This window comes from Pseudomonas petrae, assembly GCF_021728295.1.
Taxonomy (GTDB): domain Bacteria; phylum Pseudomonadota; class Gammaproteobacteria; order Pseudomonadales; family Pseudomonadaceae; genus Aquipseudomonas; species Aquipseudomonas petrae.
In genome coordinates, this window is record NZ_JAKJXE010000003.1 from 412,848 (window position 1) to 428,607 (window position 15,760).

Consider the following 15,760-nt stretch of genomic DNA (forward strand, 5'->3'; position numbering starts at 1 on the left):
TGAATGTCTGACGCACGCTGGGCCGCTCGGGTGGGCGATGCGCTGTCGCACACCTCAATGATGGCCGACATTCTCGGCGGCGTGCTGGAAGTGGCCGCCAACATTGCCATCGGCGTACTGGCGACCGCTGCGGTGGTCGCGGCGACGGGGATTACGGTGGCCACTGGCGGCATCGGCGCCTGCGTGCTGGGCGCGGTGGTCGGACTGGTTGTCGGCGTGGTGATGAGCAAAACCGGCGCCGACAAGGGCCTCAGTTCGTTGTGCGAGGACATCGGCAACGGCCTCTTCCCGCCCACGCCTCAGGCGCTTATTTCGACGGGCTCCACCGACACTTTCATCAACGGCATTCCCGCCGCGCGGGCGGCAGGGAGCGTGCCTTCAACGCTTGTGCCAAGTGGGTCCGTACCCAGTGAAGACGTTAACGCCCCGGAGGAGCAGGCACAAGAAGAGCCGACCTTTCTAGACATGGCTCAGGGCTTCTTCTCTCAGCTATGGCGCCCTACCGTGGCGACACCGGGCCCTGGCGTTGTGCCCAAGCCACTGGATCTGGTGGTCTGTACGCGCCATCCACCCATGCCCCCTCAGTTCCTTGCCGAAGGCTCAGAAAAAGTCACCATCAACGGACAACCTGCGGTGCGCAGCGGCGACCGCAGTACATGCGAAGCCACCGTCGTTTCATCCGGCCTGATCTCACCGAACGTGCGCATTGGCGGCGGCAAAGTGGTGGTGCGCGAAATCCGCAGCGGCAAGACACCGGGCATAGGCTTGGCGATTACCGCGCTGATGATGCTTAAAGGCAGCAAGGGGAAATTCATCAGCAACCTGCCTTGCATGCTCATGGCGGGCGCAAATTCGTTCGTGACCAGCGCGGCAATCAGTGCCGCCAGCAATGCAATTGTCGCCGCCACCAACCCCGTACATGCAGCGACCGGCGCCAAAGTACTGGGCGACATCGACGACCTGGATTTCATTCTGCCAGGTGTATTGCCGATCACGTGGCAGCGTGTTTACAACAGCCGCGACGAGCGCCGCAATGGAATCTTCGGTGCGGGCTGGAGTGTCGCTTTTGAAGCGAGTGTAGAAACGGTCCTGCATGTCGATGGCGGACACACACTGATCTACACCGACGAGCAAGGTCGACGCATTGACATCGGCTGGGTCGCCCCGGGCAGCGCGGTCTATAGCAGCGGCGAGGGGCTTAATGTCCGACGCCATGGCAATGGACAGTTGCTCATCGAAAGCGACGACGGACTGTACCGCCTGTTCGAGCCTGGCGATGGGTCTTTGCTGCGCCTAAGCACGCTGGGTGATCGTAATGACAATCGGATTCACATCGACTATGACGACCAAGGGAGAATAGCCCGCCTTCGCGACGGCTTCGGGCAGTGCACGGCCGAGCTGACTTACGCAACCCAGTGGCCCGGACGACTGCACTGCATCGAGCGGATATACCCCGACCAAACCCGCGAGCTACTGACCAGCTACGAGCAAGACATTCAGGGTGACCTGGCCGTTGTACGTGACGTGAAAGGGCATCAGCAACGGCGCTTCGTCTACGACAACGCGCGCAGGATGATCGAACACCAGTTGCCGATAGGGCTGCGCTGCTTCTATGACTGGAAAGTGTTCGAGGACGGGCATTCGCGCGTCATCCGACATTGGACCGATGACGGAGACGCGTACACCTTCGACTACGATCTGGATAACGCCAGCTTGCGTATCCACGACAGCCTGAATCGCACCAGCATGCGACGTTGGAATATCGACCTTCAGATCACAGAGCATACCGATAACCTTGGGCAGATCTGGCGCTTCGACTGGGACGATGAACGCCATCTTACGAGGGCTGTGGACCCTGCAGGAGGGCAATGGCAATACAGTTACGATGACTTCGGAAACCTCTGCCAGTCCACTGACCCTATGGGCAGAAGCGAATCGATCGTCTGGCTTTCACACTGGGCACTTCCACTGACAGAAACCAATAGCGCAGGGCACAGCTGGCGCTACCGATACGACACACGCGGCAACCGTACTCACGAAACTGATCCGTTGGGGCACACCACACGTTATCGATATGACGCACGTGGGAAACCTGTAGAGATCATCGATGCCAGCGGCAAACACAACTATTTGAGATGGAACACACTGGGTCAACTGATCGAGCATGTTGACTGTTCGGGTTATCCGACACGCCTTGAGTACAACGTACGCGGCATGCTCTGCGCGAAAATCGATGCGACGGGCGAGCGCATCGAATATGAGTACGATGAACTCGGTAGGATGTCGCTGACACGCACCCCTGATGGTCGGACTCAGCACTACCAGCGAAACCCTGGCGGTCAATTGACCGCCGTTATCGACCCGGCTGAGCACTCGACCGTTTATCACTACGATCGGCGTGGCCAGGTGAGTCGACGCATCGACGCCCATGGCCGTACGGTGCACTTCCGTTATGACAGCTTCGGCCGCCTTCTGCAGCTGACCAATGAGAACGGTGAACACTACCGTTTTGCATGGGACTCGGGCGACCGCCTGACCGTGCAGCAAAACCTTGACGGCAGTGCTCGGCACTATGCTTACGATGCGCTGAACAATGTTGTGCAGACCGAAGATATACCCGCCCCTCAAGGTAACGGCATGGCCGTGGTGCCGACTGCGGCGCTCTCACCGATCGTCCATCGTTTCGAGCGCGACGCGGTCGGCCGCATGCTCGCCAAAACCACCGATGACGGGCGTCATGAATACCAATACGATCCGTTGGATCAACTGCTCGGTGTAAGTTTTACCGACCGCAAAGGCCAGACTCAGGCACTGAAGTTTGCCTACGATCCGCTCGGTCAACTGCTGGAGCAGAGCAGTGCGGCAGGGAACCTGCGGCATCATTACGACGAGCTCGGCAACCTGGCTCAGACGGAGCTGCCCGACGGTCGTTGGTTGAACAACCTGTATTACGGCAGCGGGCATTTGCACCAGATTAATCTGGACGGGCTGGTCATCAGTGACTTCGAACGTGACCGCCTGCACCGGGAAGTCTCCCGCACCCAAGGGCAGATGCTGACCGTTAGCGATTATGACCGTGGTGCCCGCCTGCGCTCACGCCTTACCCGCAGAGCCAACCAGCCCTCACAACTGCCGGCTCCGGCCCAGCAGCATTTTGATTACGATCCGAGCAATAACCTCGTTGGCCGCCTGGATCGCCAAACCAATGTGACGCAGAACCAGCGTGTGCATTACGACGCAACCGGTCGTATCGTTGCCAGCCAGGAGAGTGTGCACGGCCAGCATGAGACATTCGCCTACGACGCCGCAGCCAACCTGCTAGACGGCCCACGCGTAACGGGCTTGATCGTTCACAACCGACTGTTGACCTATCAGGACAAGCGCTACCGATATGACGCCTGGGGGCGCCTGATCGAGAAACGCGTCGGAAAATTTCAGGTTCAGCGTTTCGGCTACGACGCCGAACATCGATTAATCACGGTGTGCACGCAGCGAGGGAACCAGGAAACAATCGTACAGATGGCCTACGACCCGTTAGGTCGACGCAAGGCCAAGATCGAACGCGACCCTCGAGGATACGTTTTAAGCGAGACCCTTTTCGTCTGGGACCGCCTGCGCTTGCTGCAAGAACATCGACACAGTCAGACCAGCCTTTACCTGTATGCCGACGACAGTCATGAACCCCTGGCGCGCATTGATGGCAGCGGCACACTGCAGAAAGTACGGTACTACCACAACAACGTGAACGGTCTTCCCGAACAACTCAGCGAAGCTGATGGACACTCGGTATGGCAGGCGCGTTATCAGGTATGGGGTAACACGCTTGAGGAGGTCCGTGAGCCTTACTTCATCGAAGAGCAGAACCTGCGCTTTCAGGGCCAATACCTGGATCGTGAGACCGGTCTGCACTACAACACCTTCCGCTTCTACGATCCGGACATCGGACGCTTCACCACGCCCGACCCTATCGGCCTGGCGGGTGGTCTAAATCTTTACGCGTACGCACCCAATCCTTTGGCGTGGGTCGACCCGCTTGGCTGGTCATGCTCCTCGGGCGGGAAAACTGCAATTTCACGCAACTCCGCACGCAAGCTTTTAAAAAGTCGCGGTCGCGACAAAAAAAGTCAGCAAGAAACGGTCGACAGTTTCGAGGGCCAGATTTACGCGACACGCGGAAAAAAAGGTGATGTCTTTACGATCACGGAAGACACGCCAGGGGCAGCTTCTCAGGTATTTGTGACACGCGGCTCAGCAGGCGCAACGGCCGCTGACAGGCGTGCCAATCTGGCGCTCCCGCCGAACAACTCCGCAACGTATGAAGGTAATATTGCGCTGACCAAAAATCAGGTGTTGCTCGAAGGAAAAGTGGCCCCGCAACCTCAGTGGGGGGCAGACAAAACTGGCGGGGGGTGGCAGGTCGTCACCTCCGGTGGCAGATACACAGGAGCAACGACGCGACTATGAACATACGGGCATGCAGCGATTTGATTTGCGATCATCTGACGCAATCGTCTTTTCAGAAAGAAGCCGATGAAGTCCGCCAACTGACCGATGCCGTGCTCAACGAGACCGGATCATTGGGCGAGCGACAGGACGCTGCCAAGCAGTTGATCAGCCGATGCCATGTGAAATGGCTGGGCGATTACTTCATTGTGGGCGTCTCGTACGATCAGTGGCTGAAACTGCTGACTCAGTTCAGCAAGCTGTTGAGTAAGGTGTAACGCGTGCTGGCGTTACCTTATGGGGCACATGGCACGAAGACGCCCCGCAGCTCGTTTTTCATGAGCGCCGTGAATGTCTGACGCACTCTGGGCCGCTCGGGTGGGCGATGCGTTGTCGCACACCTCGATGATGGCCGACATTCTCGGCGGCGTGCTGGAAGTGGCCGCCAACATTGCCATCGGCGCACTGGCTACCGCTGCAGTGGTCGCGGCGACGGGGATTACAGTGGCCACTGGCGGCATCGGCGCCTGCGTGCTGGGCGCGGTGGTCGGACTGGTTGTCGGTGTGGTGATGAGCAAAACCGGGGCCGACAAGGGCCTCAGTTCGTTGTGCGAAGACATCGGCAACGGCCTTTTCCCACCCACGCCTCAGGCGAATATTTCGACGGGCTCCACCGACACTTTCATCAACGGCATTCCCGCCGCGCGGGCGGCAGGGAGCGTGCCGTCGACGCTGGTGCCAGCGGGCTCACCCGACAGCGCAGCGCCCGAAGAGCCAGAAACGCAATCTGAAGAACCGGGCTTTCTCGACATGGCCAAGGGCTTCTTCGCGCAGATGTGGCGCCCCACCGTCGCGACGCCGGGACCGGGCGTTGTGCCCAAGCCGCTGGATCTGGTGCTCTGCACGCGTCACCCGCCGATGCCACCCCAGATGCTCGCCGAAGGTTCGGACAAGGTCACGATCAATGGCCAGCCCGCCGTGCGCAGCGGCGATCGCAGTACGTGCGACGCGACAGTCGTGTCCTCGGGGTTGATCTCGCCCAACGTGCGCATCGGCGGCGGCAAGGTGGTGGTGCGGGAAATCCGCAGCGGCAAGACGCCCGGGGTTGGCCTGGCGATCACCGCGCTGATGATGCTCAAGGGCAGCAAGGGCAAGTTCCTCAGCAACCTGCCGTGCATGCTGCTTAGCGGCGTGAACTCGTTCGTCGTCAGTTCGGCCATGGGTGCGCTGACCAACGCCATCGCCGGCTCGCCAAACCCGGTGCATGCCGCGACCGGCGCCAAAGTCCTGGGCGGCGATGAAGAGTTGGACTTCGTACTGCCGGGCATCCTGCCTATTGAGTGGCAGCGTTTTTACAGCAGCCGTGACGAGCGCCGCGATGGCCTGTTCGGCGCGGGCTGGAGCGTGGCGTTTGAGGTCAGTGTGCGCATCGAAGCCCATCCGGAGGGTGGCGAACGGCTGATCTACATCGATGAGCAGGCGCGCAGCATCGATATGGGGGCGATCCCACTCGGCGGCGCGGTATTCAGCGCAGGCGAAGGGCTGGCCGTGAAGCGGCATGGCGATGGTCAGTTGCTGATCGAGAGCGAGGACGGGGTTTATCGGCTGTTCGAGCCGACGCTGACCGATGCCTCTTTGCTGCGCCTGACGCAACTGGGCGACCGTAACGACAACCGTCTTTATCTGGATTACGACGCTGGCGGTCGGCTGATTCAACTGCGCGATACATTGAACGCTTTATGCGTGTCGATGGCCTATTCGGCGCAATGGCCGCGTCGGGTTGAGCGTGTCGAGCGCTCTTTTAGCGATCAAACCCAGGAAGTTCTGGCGAGCTATGCCTACGACGCTTTTGGCGATCTGGCCGAGGTTCGCGATGCGCTTGGCGCGGTACAGCGACGTTTTGCTTACGACAGCAGGCAGCGCATGGTCGAGCATCAACTGCCGACTGGCTTGCGCTGCTTTTATGAATGGGCGCTGATTGATGGGCGCGATTGGCGCGTGGTTCGTCACTGGACTGACGAGGGCGATGAGTACCGCTTCGACTACGACCTGGGCGCGGGCAGCACGCAGATCACCGACAGCCTGAACCGGCGCAGCACGCGCCTGTGGAACAGTCAGCACCAGATCACCGAGTACACCGACAATCTCGGCCAGACCTGGCGTTTTGCCTGGAACGACGAGCGTCAGTTGCTCTCTGCTGTCGATCCGCAAGGTGGCAAGTGGTCGTACAGCTACGACGACGCTGGCAATGTCAGTGCCACCGAGGATCCGCTGGGGCGCAGTGATTCCACGGTCTGGCTGGAGCACTGGTCGTTGCCCTTGGTCGAAACCGACGCCGCCGGCAACAGTTGGCAATACCGCTACGACCCGCGGGGCAATTGCACCCACGAAACCGACCCGCTGGGGCATGTCACGCGCTATCGCTACGACGGGCGTGGTCAGGTGATCGAGATCATCGACGCCATCGGCAAGCGCAAACAGCTGCGCTGGAATGAATTCGGTCAGTTGATCGAACACGTGGATTGCTCGGGTTATCCGACGGCCTTCAGCTACGACCAACGCGGTTACCTGCAGGGCATCACCGACGCGCTGGGGGAGCGCACGCTTTATCAGCACGACGCCCAAGGGCGGCTGTTGCGCAGCCAGTTGACGGACGGTCGGGTTGAACACTACGTGCGTGATGCCAGCGGATTGCTCACCGGCTATACCGACCCGGCCGGCCATACCACGCGCTATGAGTACGACCGCCGGGGTCAGGTGCGCCAACGCCTCGACGCGCACAATCGTCAGGTGCAGTTCAGCTACGACGCCTATGGCCGACTGCAGGCGCTGACCAACGAGAATGGCGAGAGCTATCGTTTTGTCTGGGATGCCGCGGATCGGCTGGTGACGCAGCAGGATCTGGATGGCAGCCAGCGGCGTTATGGCTACGACGCATTGAGTCATCCGGTTCGCCTAGAGCAGTTGCCTGCGCCTGATGAAAACCAGCGTATTACGGATTCGATTGTTCACTCCCTGGAGCGCGACGGAGTGGGCCGGCTGATCGCCAAGGTCACTGGCGACGGGCGCACAGAGTACCGCTATGACCTGCTGGATCAGCTGATTGAAGTCGCGTTTGCCGATGAGTTTGGTCAGCAACAGACGCTGGGGTTTGCCTACGACGCGATGGGGCAGTTGCTCAGCGAGCACACGGCGGCTGGCGTGCTGCAGCATCACTACGACGAACTGGGCAATCTGACTCAAACGCAACTGCCCGATGGCCGTTGGCTCAACCGTCTGCATTACGGCAGCGGTCATCTGCACCAGATCAATCTCGATGGGCAGGTCATCAGCGACTTAGAGCGTGATCGCCTGCATCGCGAGGTGCTGCGCAGCCAGGGTCAGATCAGCACGCGCAGCCAGTACGACCGCACGGGGCGTCTGCGTTCCCGGTTGCGTCGGGCCACTCATCAACCGCCGCAACTGCCTGCCGAATCGAGCAGGGAATTTGAATACGATCACGCCGACAATCTGATCGGACGACTGAATCGCAACCGCCAGCGTGACCAGCGAACGCTACTGCACTACGACGCCACCGCGCGGATCATGGCCAGTCAGGACAACCTTCAGGGAAACAGCGAAACCTTCGCCTACGACGCCGCCGCCAACCTGCTCGATGGCCCGCAATCCGGCGCCGGGCGGGTCGTGCACAACAGGCTGCTGACGTATCAGGACAAGCGTTATCGCTATGACGGCTTCGGGCGGATGATCGAAAAACGCAGCGCCCGCCACGGCACCCAACGTTTTGCCTATAACGCCGACAGTCGCCTGATCGAAGTGCGCAACCCGAATGGCCACGTCGTACGCATGATCTACGACCCGCTGGGCCGACGCATCGGCAAACGCGAACAAGACCAACACGGCCAATTGCTCGGCGAAACTCGCTTCACCTGGGACGGCCTGCGCCTGCTGCAAGAACAACGCAACAGCCTGACCAGCCTGTACGTCTACGCCGACGGCAGCCACGAACCCCTCGCCCGCATCGACGGCAGCGGCGCCCTGCAAAAAATTCGCTATTACCACAACGACCTTAACGGCCTGCCCGAGCAGTTGACCGAAGCTGACGGGCATGTCGTTTGGCAGGCGCGTTATCAGGTCTGGGGCAACACCGCCGAAGAGGCCCGCGAGCCGTACTTCATCGAGGAACAAAATCTCAGATTTCAGGGCCAATACCTTGATCGCGAAACCGGACTGCACTACAACACCTTCAGGTTCTACGACCCGGATGTGGGAAGGTTCACGACGCCGGATCCTATTGGGTTGGCGGGCGGGATTAATCTCTATCAGTACGCGCCGAATCCGGTTGGGTGGGTGGATCCGTGGGGTTGGAATTGCAACCCCAACAAGAAGACGTCCTATCAGGCGACAAGTAGGAGGGATGCGTTTCGACAATTAAAGCGTGATGCCGGTATTCCAGTCAGCGCAGCTCCAACAAGGCTATATAGACAACCGCTCGATGATGGATACGGCAGTCCGGTTATGCAAAATGGAGAAGCTGTGATGACAAGAAACTATGAGTACGTCAATATCAGGGGTAGCAAAATTACTATTCAAGAGCACAGTTACGGCCACTCGAAGGCAACACATATGCATGGCGCAGAACCGCACTTCAACGCTCGGCAGGGAGATAAGCTGCGCTCCGGCTCAGCGGACGGCACTCACGGCCACTACAATTTTGGCATCGAAAAATGAACATCATCGACTGTATCTATAACAACACATTCCTTAAAAGCATCTTTCCTGAAGGGCTCACGGATACTGTGCTCATTGCGCACATCGGCTTCGACCCAGACTCTGAGTTTAGTTTAAATATCCATACACGACAGAAACCCTCTCGAGAGATACCCAAATGGGGAGCTTGGGGAGTAAATTACGACACTGTCGTCATCGCAATGCTAGGCACAGGGATTGATGACATAGAGATTGCGGATTGGAACAAAATCGATTACAGCAATGTGGAGTGCGAATTACGCGACCGCAAATTATGTATCCAAACTAAAGGCGAGGGCTGGAAAATAGCATTTACGGTTAGCACGCTGACATTTCAACAGTGCAGGACGTACCTTTCTTAACGATTGCCCACCTCATCCTGATGCGGGCATTGGGGCAATGATTCTTACTGCCGCTATCAAACTACCAACAACCGCTGCCGCAGCTTGCCGATCTCGTCGCGCATTTGCGCCGCCGCTTCGAATTCCAGGTCGCGGGCCAGTTGGTATCTTCTCTTCCAGCTGACGAATGCATTTGGTGATTTCGCTCGGCGAGCGCAATTCGGCTTCGTACTTGGCGTTTTCCTCGGCGGCTTTGGCCATGCCTTTACGCTTCTTGCTGCGCGAGCCGTGTACGGTGGCGCCTTCCATGATGTCGGCAACGGCCTTTCCCCGCCCACGAAGCTGGGGTTTGCCTACGACGCGATGGGTCAGTTGCTCAGCGAGCACACGGCGGCTGGCGCGTTGCAGCATCACTACGACGAACTGGGCAATCTGGCTCAAACCCAACTGCCCGATGGCCGTTGGCTCAATCGCCTGCATTACGGCAGCGGCCATCTGCACCAGATCAATCTCGATGGGCAGGTCATCAGCGACTTCGAGCGTGATCGCCTGCATCGCGAGGTGCTGCGCAGCCAGGGGCAGATCAGCACGCGCAGCCAGTACGACCGCACGGGGCGTCTGCGTTCCCGGTTGCGTCGGGCCACTCATCAACCGCCGCAACTGCCTGCCGAATCGGGCAAGGAATTTGAATACGATCCCGCCGACAACCTGATCGGACGACTGCATCGCAACCGCCAGCGTGACCAGCGAACGCTGCTGCACTACGACGCCACGGCGCGGATCATGGCCAGTCAGGACAACTTTCAGGGAAACAGCGAAACCTTCGCCTACGACGCCGCCGCCAACCTGCTCGACGGCCCGCAATCCGGTGCCGGGCGGGTCGTGCACAACAGGCTGCTGACGTATCAGGACAAGCGTTATCGCTATGACGGCTTCGGGCGGATGATCGAAAAACTCAGCGCCCGCCACGGCACCCAACGTTTTGCCTACAACGCCGCCAGCCGCCTGACCGAAGTGCGCAACCCGAATGGCCACGTCGTGCGCATGAACTACGACCCGCTGGGCCGACGCATAGGCAAACGCGAACACGATCAACACGGCCAATTGCTCGGCGAAACGGTCTTTACCTGGGATGGCCTGCGCCTGCTGCACGAACAACGCAACAGCCTGACCAGCCTGGACGTCTACGCCGACGGCAGCCACGACCCCCTCGCCCGCATCGACGGCAGCGGCGGCCTGCAAAAAATTCGCTACTACCACAACGACCTCAACGGCCTGCCCGAAAAGGTGACCGAATCTGACGGCCACGTCGTTTGGCAGGCGCGTTATCAGGTCTGGGGCAACACCGCCGAAGAGGCCCGCGAGCCGTACTTCCTCGAGGAACAGAACCTCAGATTCCAGGGCCAATACCTTGATCGCGAGACCGGACTGCACTACAACACCTTCAGGTTCTACGACCCGGATGTGGGAAGGTTCACGACGCCGGATCCTATTGGGTTGGCGGGCGGGATCAACCTTTATCAGTACGCGCCGAATCCGGTTGGGTGGGTGGATCCTCTGGGATGGAAGCCTTGCTTCCGGGACACTAAGGCTCAAGCTCATGCCGAGTCGATTATCAAGAGACATGGTGGTGTTGCGGCTGGCGAGAACAGATACAAAATGCCTAACCGACGTGCTGCGCGTCAGGCTGCGTCTGAGATTGCTGGCAACTTGGGCTCGAGACCTCTGCCAATTACCAAAGCAGACTTCCGAGGAGGGCCACCCTCGTGGAAAAACTCTCAAGGAAGGATAGGCATGAAAAACCAGTCAGAGACGTCCGGATGGAGGGATGACTCACCTGGCCATCCCCAACTGGGCGCAGGCCCTCATGTGAACGCCTGGAATAATGAACAAGGCATCACATCCAACCTTCATTTGGATTACTGATATGAAAAAGCTGGTTGTACGCTCCAGTTCAAATCTGGAAAAAGCTTTAGAGGATAAGGTAGAGCCTTACTGGTACACCGTTCTGCGTGATGAACATCAATCCTCGATACGGTCAGAAAAAAACCCATGGAACCAAGATGCGGCCGAGCTTGAGAAAACAGTATATCTCGCAGACGATTGCGTAATTACGATGCGCCCCGCTCGCTATGCATTAAAAAATGATGGCTCCTACGATTACGAAAAGGACCACTACTTTTTAGAGATTTCGAACCAAGACAGCTCCATAGTATTTAGCTCAGCTCGCGTCTATGTATGGGAGGAAGTGAATAGGTTGGCTGTTTTTTTTAAAGGACTTTCTTTCACCACTGCCACTCGCGTCTGGAAAGTAAAAAAGCTGTAGCGCATCAACTTCCCACTCCTGTCACCTGAACAATAAATGTCTAACCCACTCTACGCAGCCCGCCTGGGCAACGCCCTTTCCCATACTTCGATGATGGCTGACATCCTCGGCGGTGTGCTTGAGGTTGCGGCTAACGTGGCGATCACAGCGCTCGCCACTGCTGCCGTAGTAGCGGCAACGGGGATTACCGTGGCGACGGGCGGGATCGGTGCGTGTGTGTTGGGGCGGTGGTTGGGGTGATTGTCGGCGTTGCGATGAGCAAAACCGGGGCCGACAAGGGGCTGAGTTCGTTATGCGAGGACATTGGCAACGGCCTGTTCCCGCCCACGGTGCAGGCCAATATCCTCACTGGCTCGACCGACACATTCATCAACGGCATCGCTGCGGCGCGGGCCGCCGGGGCAGTGCCTTCGGAGTTGGACGCCAGCGGTTCGCAAAAAGGAGGCAAATGTGGATCGCGGTGAGTTGGCCGAACAGTTGAAAACAATCCAAGCCCCCGTCGACAGCTACGCCATCGGCGAAATCAACGACGAGGCTCTCTGCCTGGTCGAAGAAAACGGGCGCTGGTCGATCTTCTACAGTGAGCGCGGATTGCGCACCGAAGAGCAGCACTTCAGGGACGAAAACAGCGCCTGCGTCGCCTTTTTGCAGCGCCTGAAACACATGTTTGGCATCCGATGAGTCAGGGGAGATCGGACCGGGGCTACGCAGCGGTCCTGTAACACCTTGGATCGATCAGGCTTGCCAAAGATTTACCAATCTCCGTCCAAGCGATAACCACTCCACGTACCTCCCCGGCGGCTAGACAACGAATTTGCTCACCAACCCCTGCAGATGCACACCCAAACGCGCCAGCTCAACGCTTGACGCTGCTGTTTGTTCACTGGCGGAAGCGGTCTGCTCGGAGATGTCCCTTACGCTGAGAACACTGCGATTGATTTCTTCGGCCACGGCACTTTGCTCTTCAGCAGAGGCGGCGATTTGCTGGTTCATCGACTCGATGGTTGAAATTGAGCGGCTGATGTTGCCGATCGAAGCCCCTGCATCACGCGCCAGCTCCACGCTGCTGTCAGTCAGGACGCGACTGTTTTCCAGGGTGTTCGCCACCTGTGCGGTCCGGCTGTGCAGACCACCAATCAATGTCGCAATTTCTTCGGTCGACGCTTGGGTGCGCTGGGCAAGACTTCTCACTTCATCCGCAACCACAGCAAAACCTCGTCCGGCTTCGCCAGCGCGCGCGGCTTCAATAGCGGCATTGAGTGCCAGCAAGTTGGTTTGCTCGGCAACGGCCTTGATAACGTCAAGCACTCCGCCGATCTTATTGCTCTCTTGCTTGAGCTCATCCATCGCGGTCTTCGAATGACCCACTTCGGTTGCGAGCTTTTCGATCTGGAGCACTGCCTTGGCGACAACTGCATCCCCATCGCGGGCTTCTTTGGAGGCGCTGACCGCCGCATGTGACGCCTGCTCTGCGTTCCTCGCCACTTCCTGAACAGTGGCGGCCATTTCATTCATGGCTGTTGCGACCTGATCGGTTTCGCTTCTCTGGCTATTGACCCCCGCACTGGTCTGCTCGGTCACTGCCGACAACTGTTCGGCAGCGCTCGCGATCTGAGTGACGCCGTCACGCAAGCCCCCCATCAATTGCCGCAGGTTCGTGGTCATTCTGTGCATGCTGGTTTGCAGCAGGCCAAGTTCGTCTCGCCTTACCGTCACTTCGCTGTAGGTCAGATCACCGTTTGCTACTCGATCAGCCAACTGCAGCGCCTCGCGAAGCGGCCCCACGATGACGCGTGTGATGACCCATGCAGCCAATGCGCTGATGATGAGCGCGATACTGAGCCAAATAATCAACATCTTGTTGGCTTGACCAACGTCCTCAATACGCAGCGAAACCTGGTTTTGTGCCAACTGATCGGCGGAACTCAGCAAGATCTCGATGGTTTTCGTGATACCCGCCTGTCCTTGGTTAATCGCAGCCTGTGCTTCTGAGAACTGAGCGATGGCAGCCTGGTATTTACTCAGTGAAGCCTGGAGACCTTTAATGACATCAGGTTGAAATCCGGCGGCTTGCAGGGATTGGGTGTTGTTCAAGACCGTGGCGATTGAAGCGATCGCCAGCGGCTGCGCGTCAGGTTTGAGCGTGTAAGTGTACCCACGCACATCAAAGCGCATTTTCTGAAAGAGCGTCTGCTCCTGCCTGATTGCATCTTGCTGTGCGGGCGTGCCTTCTGGCAAATTGGCGAATACGTCAAGGCGTTGAAGCGCCTCCGATGCATCGTCGCCGTTACTGCCAAATACGGCTCGACTGGCTTCGCGAGCGTGGGTCCCATTGATGACATCGTTGTAAAAACCCTTGTACACCGTCATCGCGGCTGTCGCGGTTTTTACATGGGGGATATTGACTTCGGAATCCAGTATTTCGCGTAAATAAGCCAAATGACCGTCTAGATTGCCGTAGGCTTTCAGCCAGCTGGCGGCGTTTGCGTCGTCAGAATTCAGGCTGTAAACCGGCCGGGCTATGCGCATGTCCCGCGTCAGCGTTGTGAGTTTCGCGATATCAGACACACGCTCACTTCGTTCGCTGAGTGAGGAGATTCCTGTCCACCCCGTGAAAGCGATCAGCACGGTAAATATGATCACCAGGGTGAAGCCGAGTACAAGCTTTGACCTGACAGTCATATTGATCAATATATTATTTAACATGGCGCCCTCTGAAAGTTATAGGTATTCACATAGGGGAGGGCTACTCTCTGCCATACCTACCTCCTTAAACTTCGGCCACGCGCAACGAAACTTTAGTGAAATATCACTTTTCATCCGCTATCGGCCTAATAGTGCATTTTTATCGACGATAACTGGCTCGAATATGAAAGTTCAACTTATTTGCCGTTTCGTTGCGTGCCCGATGGACGGTCGTGTCGGCCGGGGGCTGAGGTAACCTTGGGCTTAAAAGGTTGGAAATGATGCTGCTACAAGCCAAGTGCGCCAAGGTCGGGCCTTTCAAGGCTAAAGAGTTAGGGAAAGTGACCATCGGTGGATGGAAGCTGGATCAGCCGCATACAACACACACTTACTCTTTACGTTAATTGTGGCTATTGCCCATCTCATGGCAACTTCTCTTTTAAATAGCTAGCATCGTTAGATACCTAATTAATAAGCACTCACGCTGGCTGCTGTTAGTTGATCACCACTTAAATCCCGCGAGGTATTTATAGTGCAGACCCATTGCCTGGCAAGCCGGTAGAATCTTAAACTTTCACCGCAACAAACCGGCGGCCTGAACCAGCTTGAGACCCCATTCCACTCGCTCGGGAATAGCATGGATCAACTGCACCCGGTCTCCCCCCAGCAGTGCTCTGAGCTGATGGGGCGCGAACACCAAATCGATAAATTGAAGGGCCAGCGCATCAGGATCCGAGGGTTGGTCCGGGCCTGCCAAAATGGCCGAACGCACTCTAGTGAACCCGCCTTCCCACCCGATGCGGTTCACTTCGGCCGCCAGCAGCGGGGTCCGACTGGAAGTGGCTATCACCAGGCGCATCATAGCCAGGGTATCGGGTTGCAGCGCATGTTCGAGAATGCCCTGGCCCACGTGCCTCAGGCGGCCTTCGAGCGGGAGCGCGGGAATCGTTTCCGCAGGCACCAACAAGGTGGCGACGTGGCGCCGCACCACGGCCTCGAACAATGCCTCTTTATTGGCGTAGCGCGCATACAGAGTGGCTTTGCTGGCGCCGGCCGCCCGGGCGATGTCTTCGCATGAGGTGCCTTCGACGCCATTGGCCAAAAAGCGCTGCAGCGCGGCATCCAGCAATCGGCGCTCGGCCTCGCCCGCCTGGCTTTGCCTGGGTCTGCCGCCTTTGGATTTGGTCGTGATCAACGTCATGGCCGGCAACTTACC

At 58.3% G+C, this 15,760-nt stretch carries 8 protein-coding genes and 4 pseudogenes; 8 read left to right on the top strand and 4 right to left on the bottom strand.

Annotation, left to right across the window (positions count from 1 at the left end; translation table 11 throughout):
- Window positions 1–3: 3 nt before the first annotated feature.
- The 4 genes from L4G42_RS07585 (at window position 4) to L4G42_RS07600 (ending at window position 9,554) form a co-directional block, all read left to right on the top strand.
- Window positions 4–4,464 (top strand): RHS repeat-associated core domain-containing protein, encoded by a 4,461-nt coding sequence (locus L4G42_RS07585; protein WP_237260720.1) that lies wholly within the window; start codon window positions 4–6, stop codon window positions 4,462–4,464.
- Complete coding sequence (locus tag L4G42_RS07590) at window positions 4,461–4,721, top strand: hypothetical protein (RefSeq protein ID WP_237252787.1); 261 nt, start codon at window positions 4,461–4,463, stop codon at window positions 4,719–4,721. The genes L4G42_RS07585 and L4G42_RS07590 overlap by 4 nt, the downstream gene beginning before the upstream one ends.
- Window positions 4,722–4,794: 73 nt before the next feature.
- Window positions 4,795–9,174 carry an RHS repeat-associated core domain-containing protein gene (locus L4G42_RS07595; protein WP_237252786.1) on the top strand — a complete coding sequence of 1,460 codons (4,380 nt, stop codon included), beginning with the start codon at window positions 4,795–4,797 and terminating at the stop codon, window positions 9,172–9,174.
- Window positions 9,171–9,554 (top strand): Imm50 family immunity protein, encoded by a 384-nt coding sequence (locus L4G42_RS07600; RefSeq protein ID WP_237252784.1) that lies wholly within the window; start codon window positions 9,171–9,173, stop codon window positions 9,552–9,554. Before L4G42_RS07595 ends, L4G42_RS07600 begins: the two co-directional genes overlap by 4 nt.
- Before the next feature lie 56 nt (window positions 9,555–9,610).
- Here L4G42_RS07600 and L4G42_RS07605 read toward each other — a convergent pair.
- Window positions 9,611–9,863: pseudogene (locus tag L4G42_RS07605) on the bottom strand (UvrB/UvrC motif-containing protein); the annotation flags it as partial.
- Between the two features lie 12 nt (window positions 9,864–9,875).
- Between L4G42_RS07605 and L4G42_RS07610 the strand changes: the two are divergent.
- The 4 genes and pseudogenes from L4G42_RS07610 to L4G42_RS07630 form a co-directional block, all read left to right on the top strand.
- Window positions 9,876–11,459, top strand: a pseudogene (locus tag L4G42_RS07610) (RHS repeat-associated core domain-containing protein); the annotation flags it as partial.
- A 1-nt stretch (window position 11,460) separates the two neighbouring features.
- Complete coding sequence (locus tag L4G42_RS07615; protein ID WP_237259752.1) at window positions 11,461–11,859, top strand: hypothetical protein; 399 nt, start codon at window positions 11,461–11,463, stop codon at window positions 11,857–11,859.
- 36 nt (window positions 11,860–11,895) lie between these two features.
- A pseudogene (locus L4G42_RS26275) lies at window positions 11,896–12,296 on the top strand (hypothetical protein); the annotation flags it as partial.
- 13 nt (window positions 12,297–12,309) lie between these two features.
- Window positions 12,310–12,540 carry a hypothetical protein gene (locus L4G42_RS07630; RefSeq protein WP_237252779.1) on the top strand — a complete coding sequence of 77 codons (231 nt, stop codon included), beginning with the start codon at window positions 12,310–12,312 and terminating at the stop codon, window positions 12,538–12,540.
- A gap of 120 nt (window positions 12,541–12,660) precedes the next feature.
- On the opposite strand, the gene L4G42_RS26280 is transcribed toward L4G42_RS07630, so the two are convergent.
- From L4G42_RS26280 to L4G42_RS07640, 3 genes and pseudogenes are all read right to left on the bottom strand, one after another.
- Window positions 12,661–13,533 (bottom strand): methyl-accepting chemotaxis protein, encoded by an 873-nt coding sequence (locus L4G42_RS26280; RefSeq protein ID WP_419789351.1) that lies wholly within the window; start codon window positions 13,531–13,533, stop codon window positions 12,661–12,663.
- A pseudogene (locus L4G42_RS26285) lies at window positions 13,516–14,565 on the bottom strand (methyl-accepting chemotaxis protein); the annotation flags it as partial. The pseudogene L4G42_RS26285 and the gene L4G42_RS26280, both read right to left, overlap by 18 nt.
- A 553-nt stretch (window positions 14,566–15,118) precedes the next feature.
- Complete coding sequence (locus L4G42_RS07640; protein WP_237252775.1) at window positions 15,119–15,745, bottom strand: TetR/AcrR family transcriptional regulator; 627 nt, start codon at window positions 15,743–15,745, stop codon at window positions 15,119–15,121.
- Window positions 15,746–15,760 lie beyond the last annotated feature (15 nt).

What these genes read in the sequence shown, in the direction of transcription:
- L4G42_RS07585 (WP_237260720.1), top strand. Translation starts at nt 4, where the DNA reads ATGTCTGACGCACGCTGGGCCGCTCGGGTGGGCGATGCGCTGTCGCAC.
- L4G42_RS07590 (WP_237252787.1), top strand. Translation starts at nt 4,461, where the DNA reads ATGAACATACGGGCATGCAGCGATTTGATTTGCGATCATCTGACGCAA.
- L4G42_RS07595 (WP_237252786.1), top strand. Translation starts at nt 4,795, where the DNA reads ATGTCTGACGCACTCTGGGCCGCTCGGGTGGGCGATGCGTTGTCGCAC.
- L4G42_RS07600 (WP_237252784.1), top strand. Translation starts at nt 9,171, where the DNA reads ATGAACATCATCGACTGTATCTATAACAACACATTCCTTAAAAGCATC.
- L4G42_RS07615 (WP_237259752.1), top strand. Translation starts at nt 11,461, where the DNA reads ATGAAAAAGCTGGTTGTACGCTCCAGTTCAAATCTGGAAAAAGCTTTA.
- L4G42_RS26280 (WP_419789351.1), bottom strand. Translation starts at nt 13,533, where the DNA reads ATGCACAGAATGACCACGAACCTGCGGCAATTGATGGGGGGCTTGCGT.
- L4G42_RS07640 (WP_237252775.1), bottom strand. Translation starts at nt 15,745, where the DNA reads ATGACGTTGATCACGACCAAATCCAAAGGCGGCAGACCCAGGCAAAGC.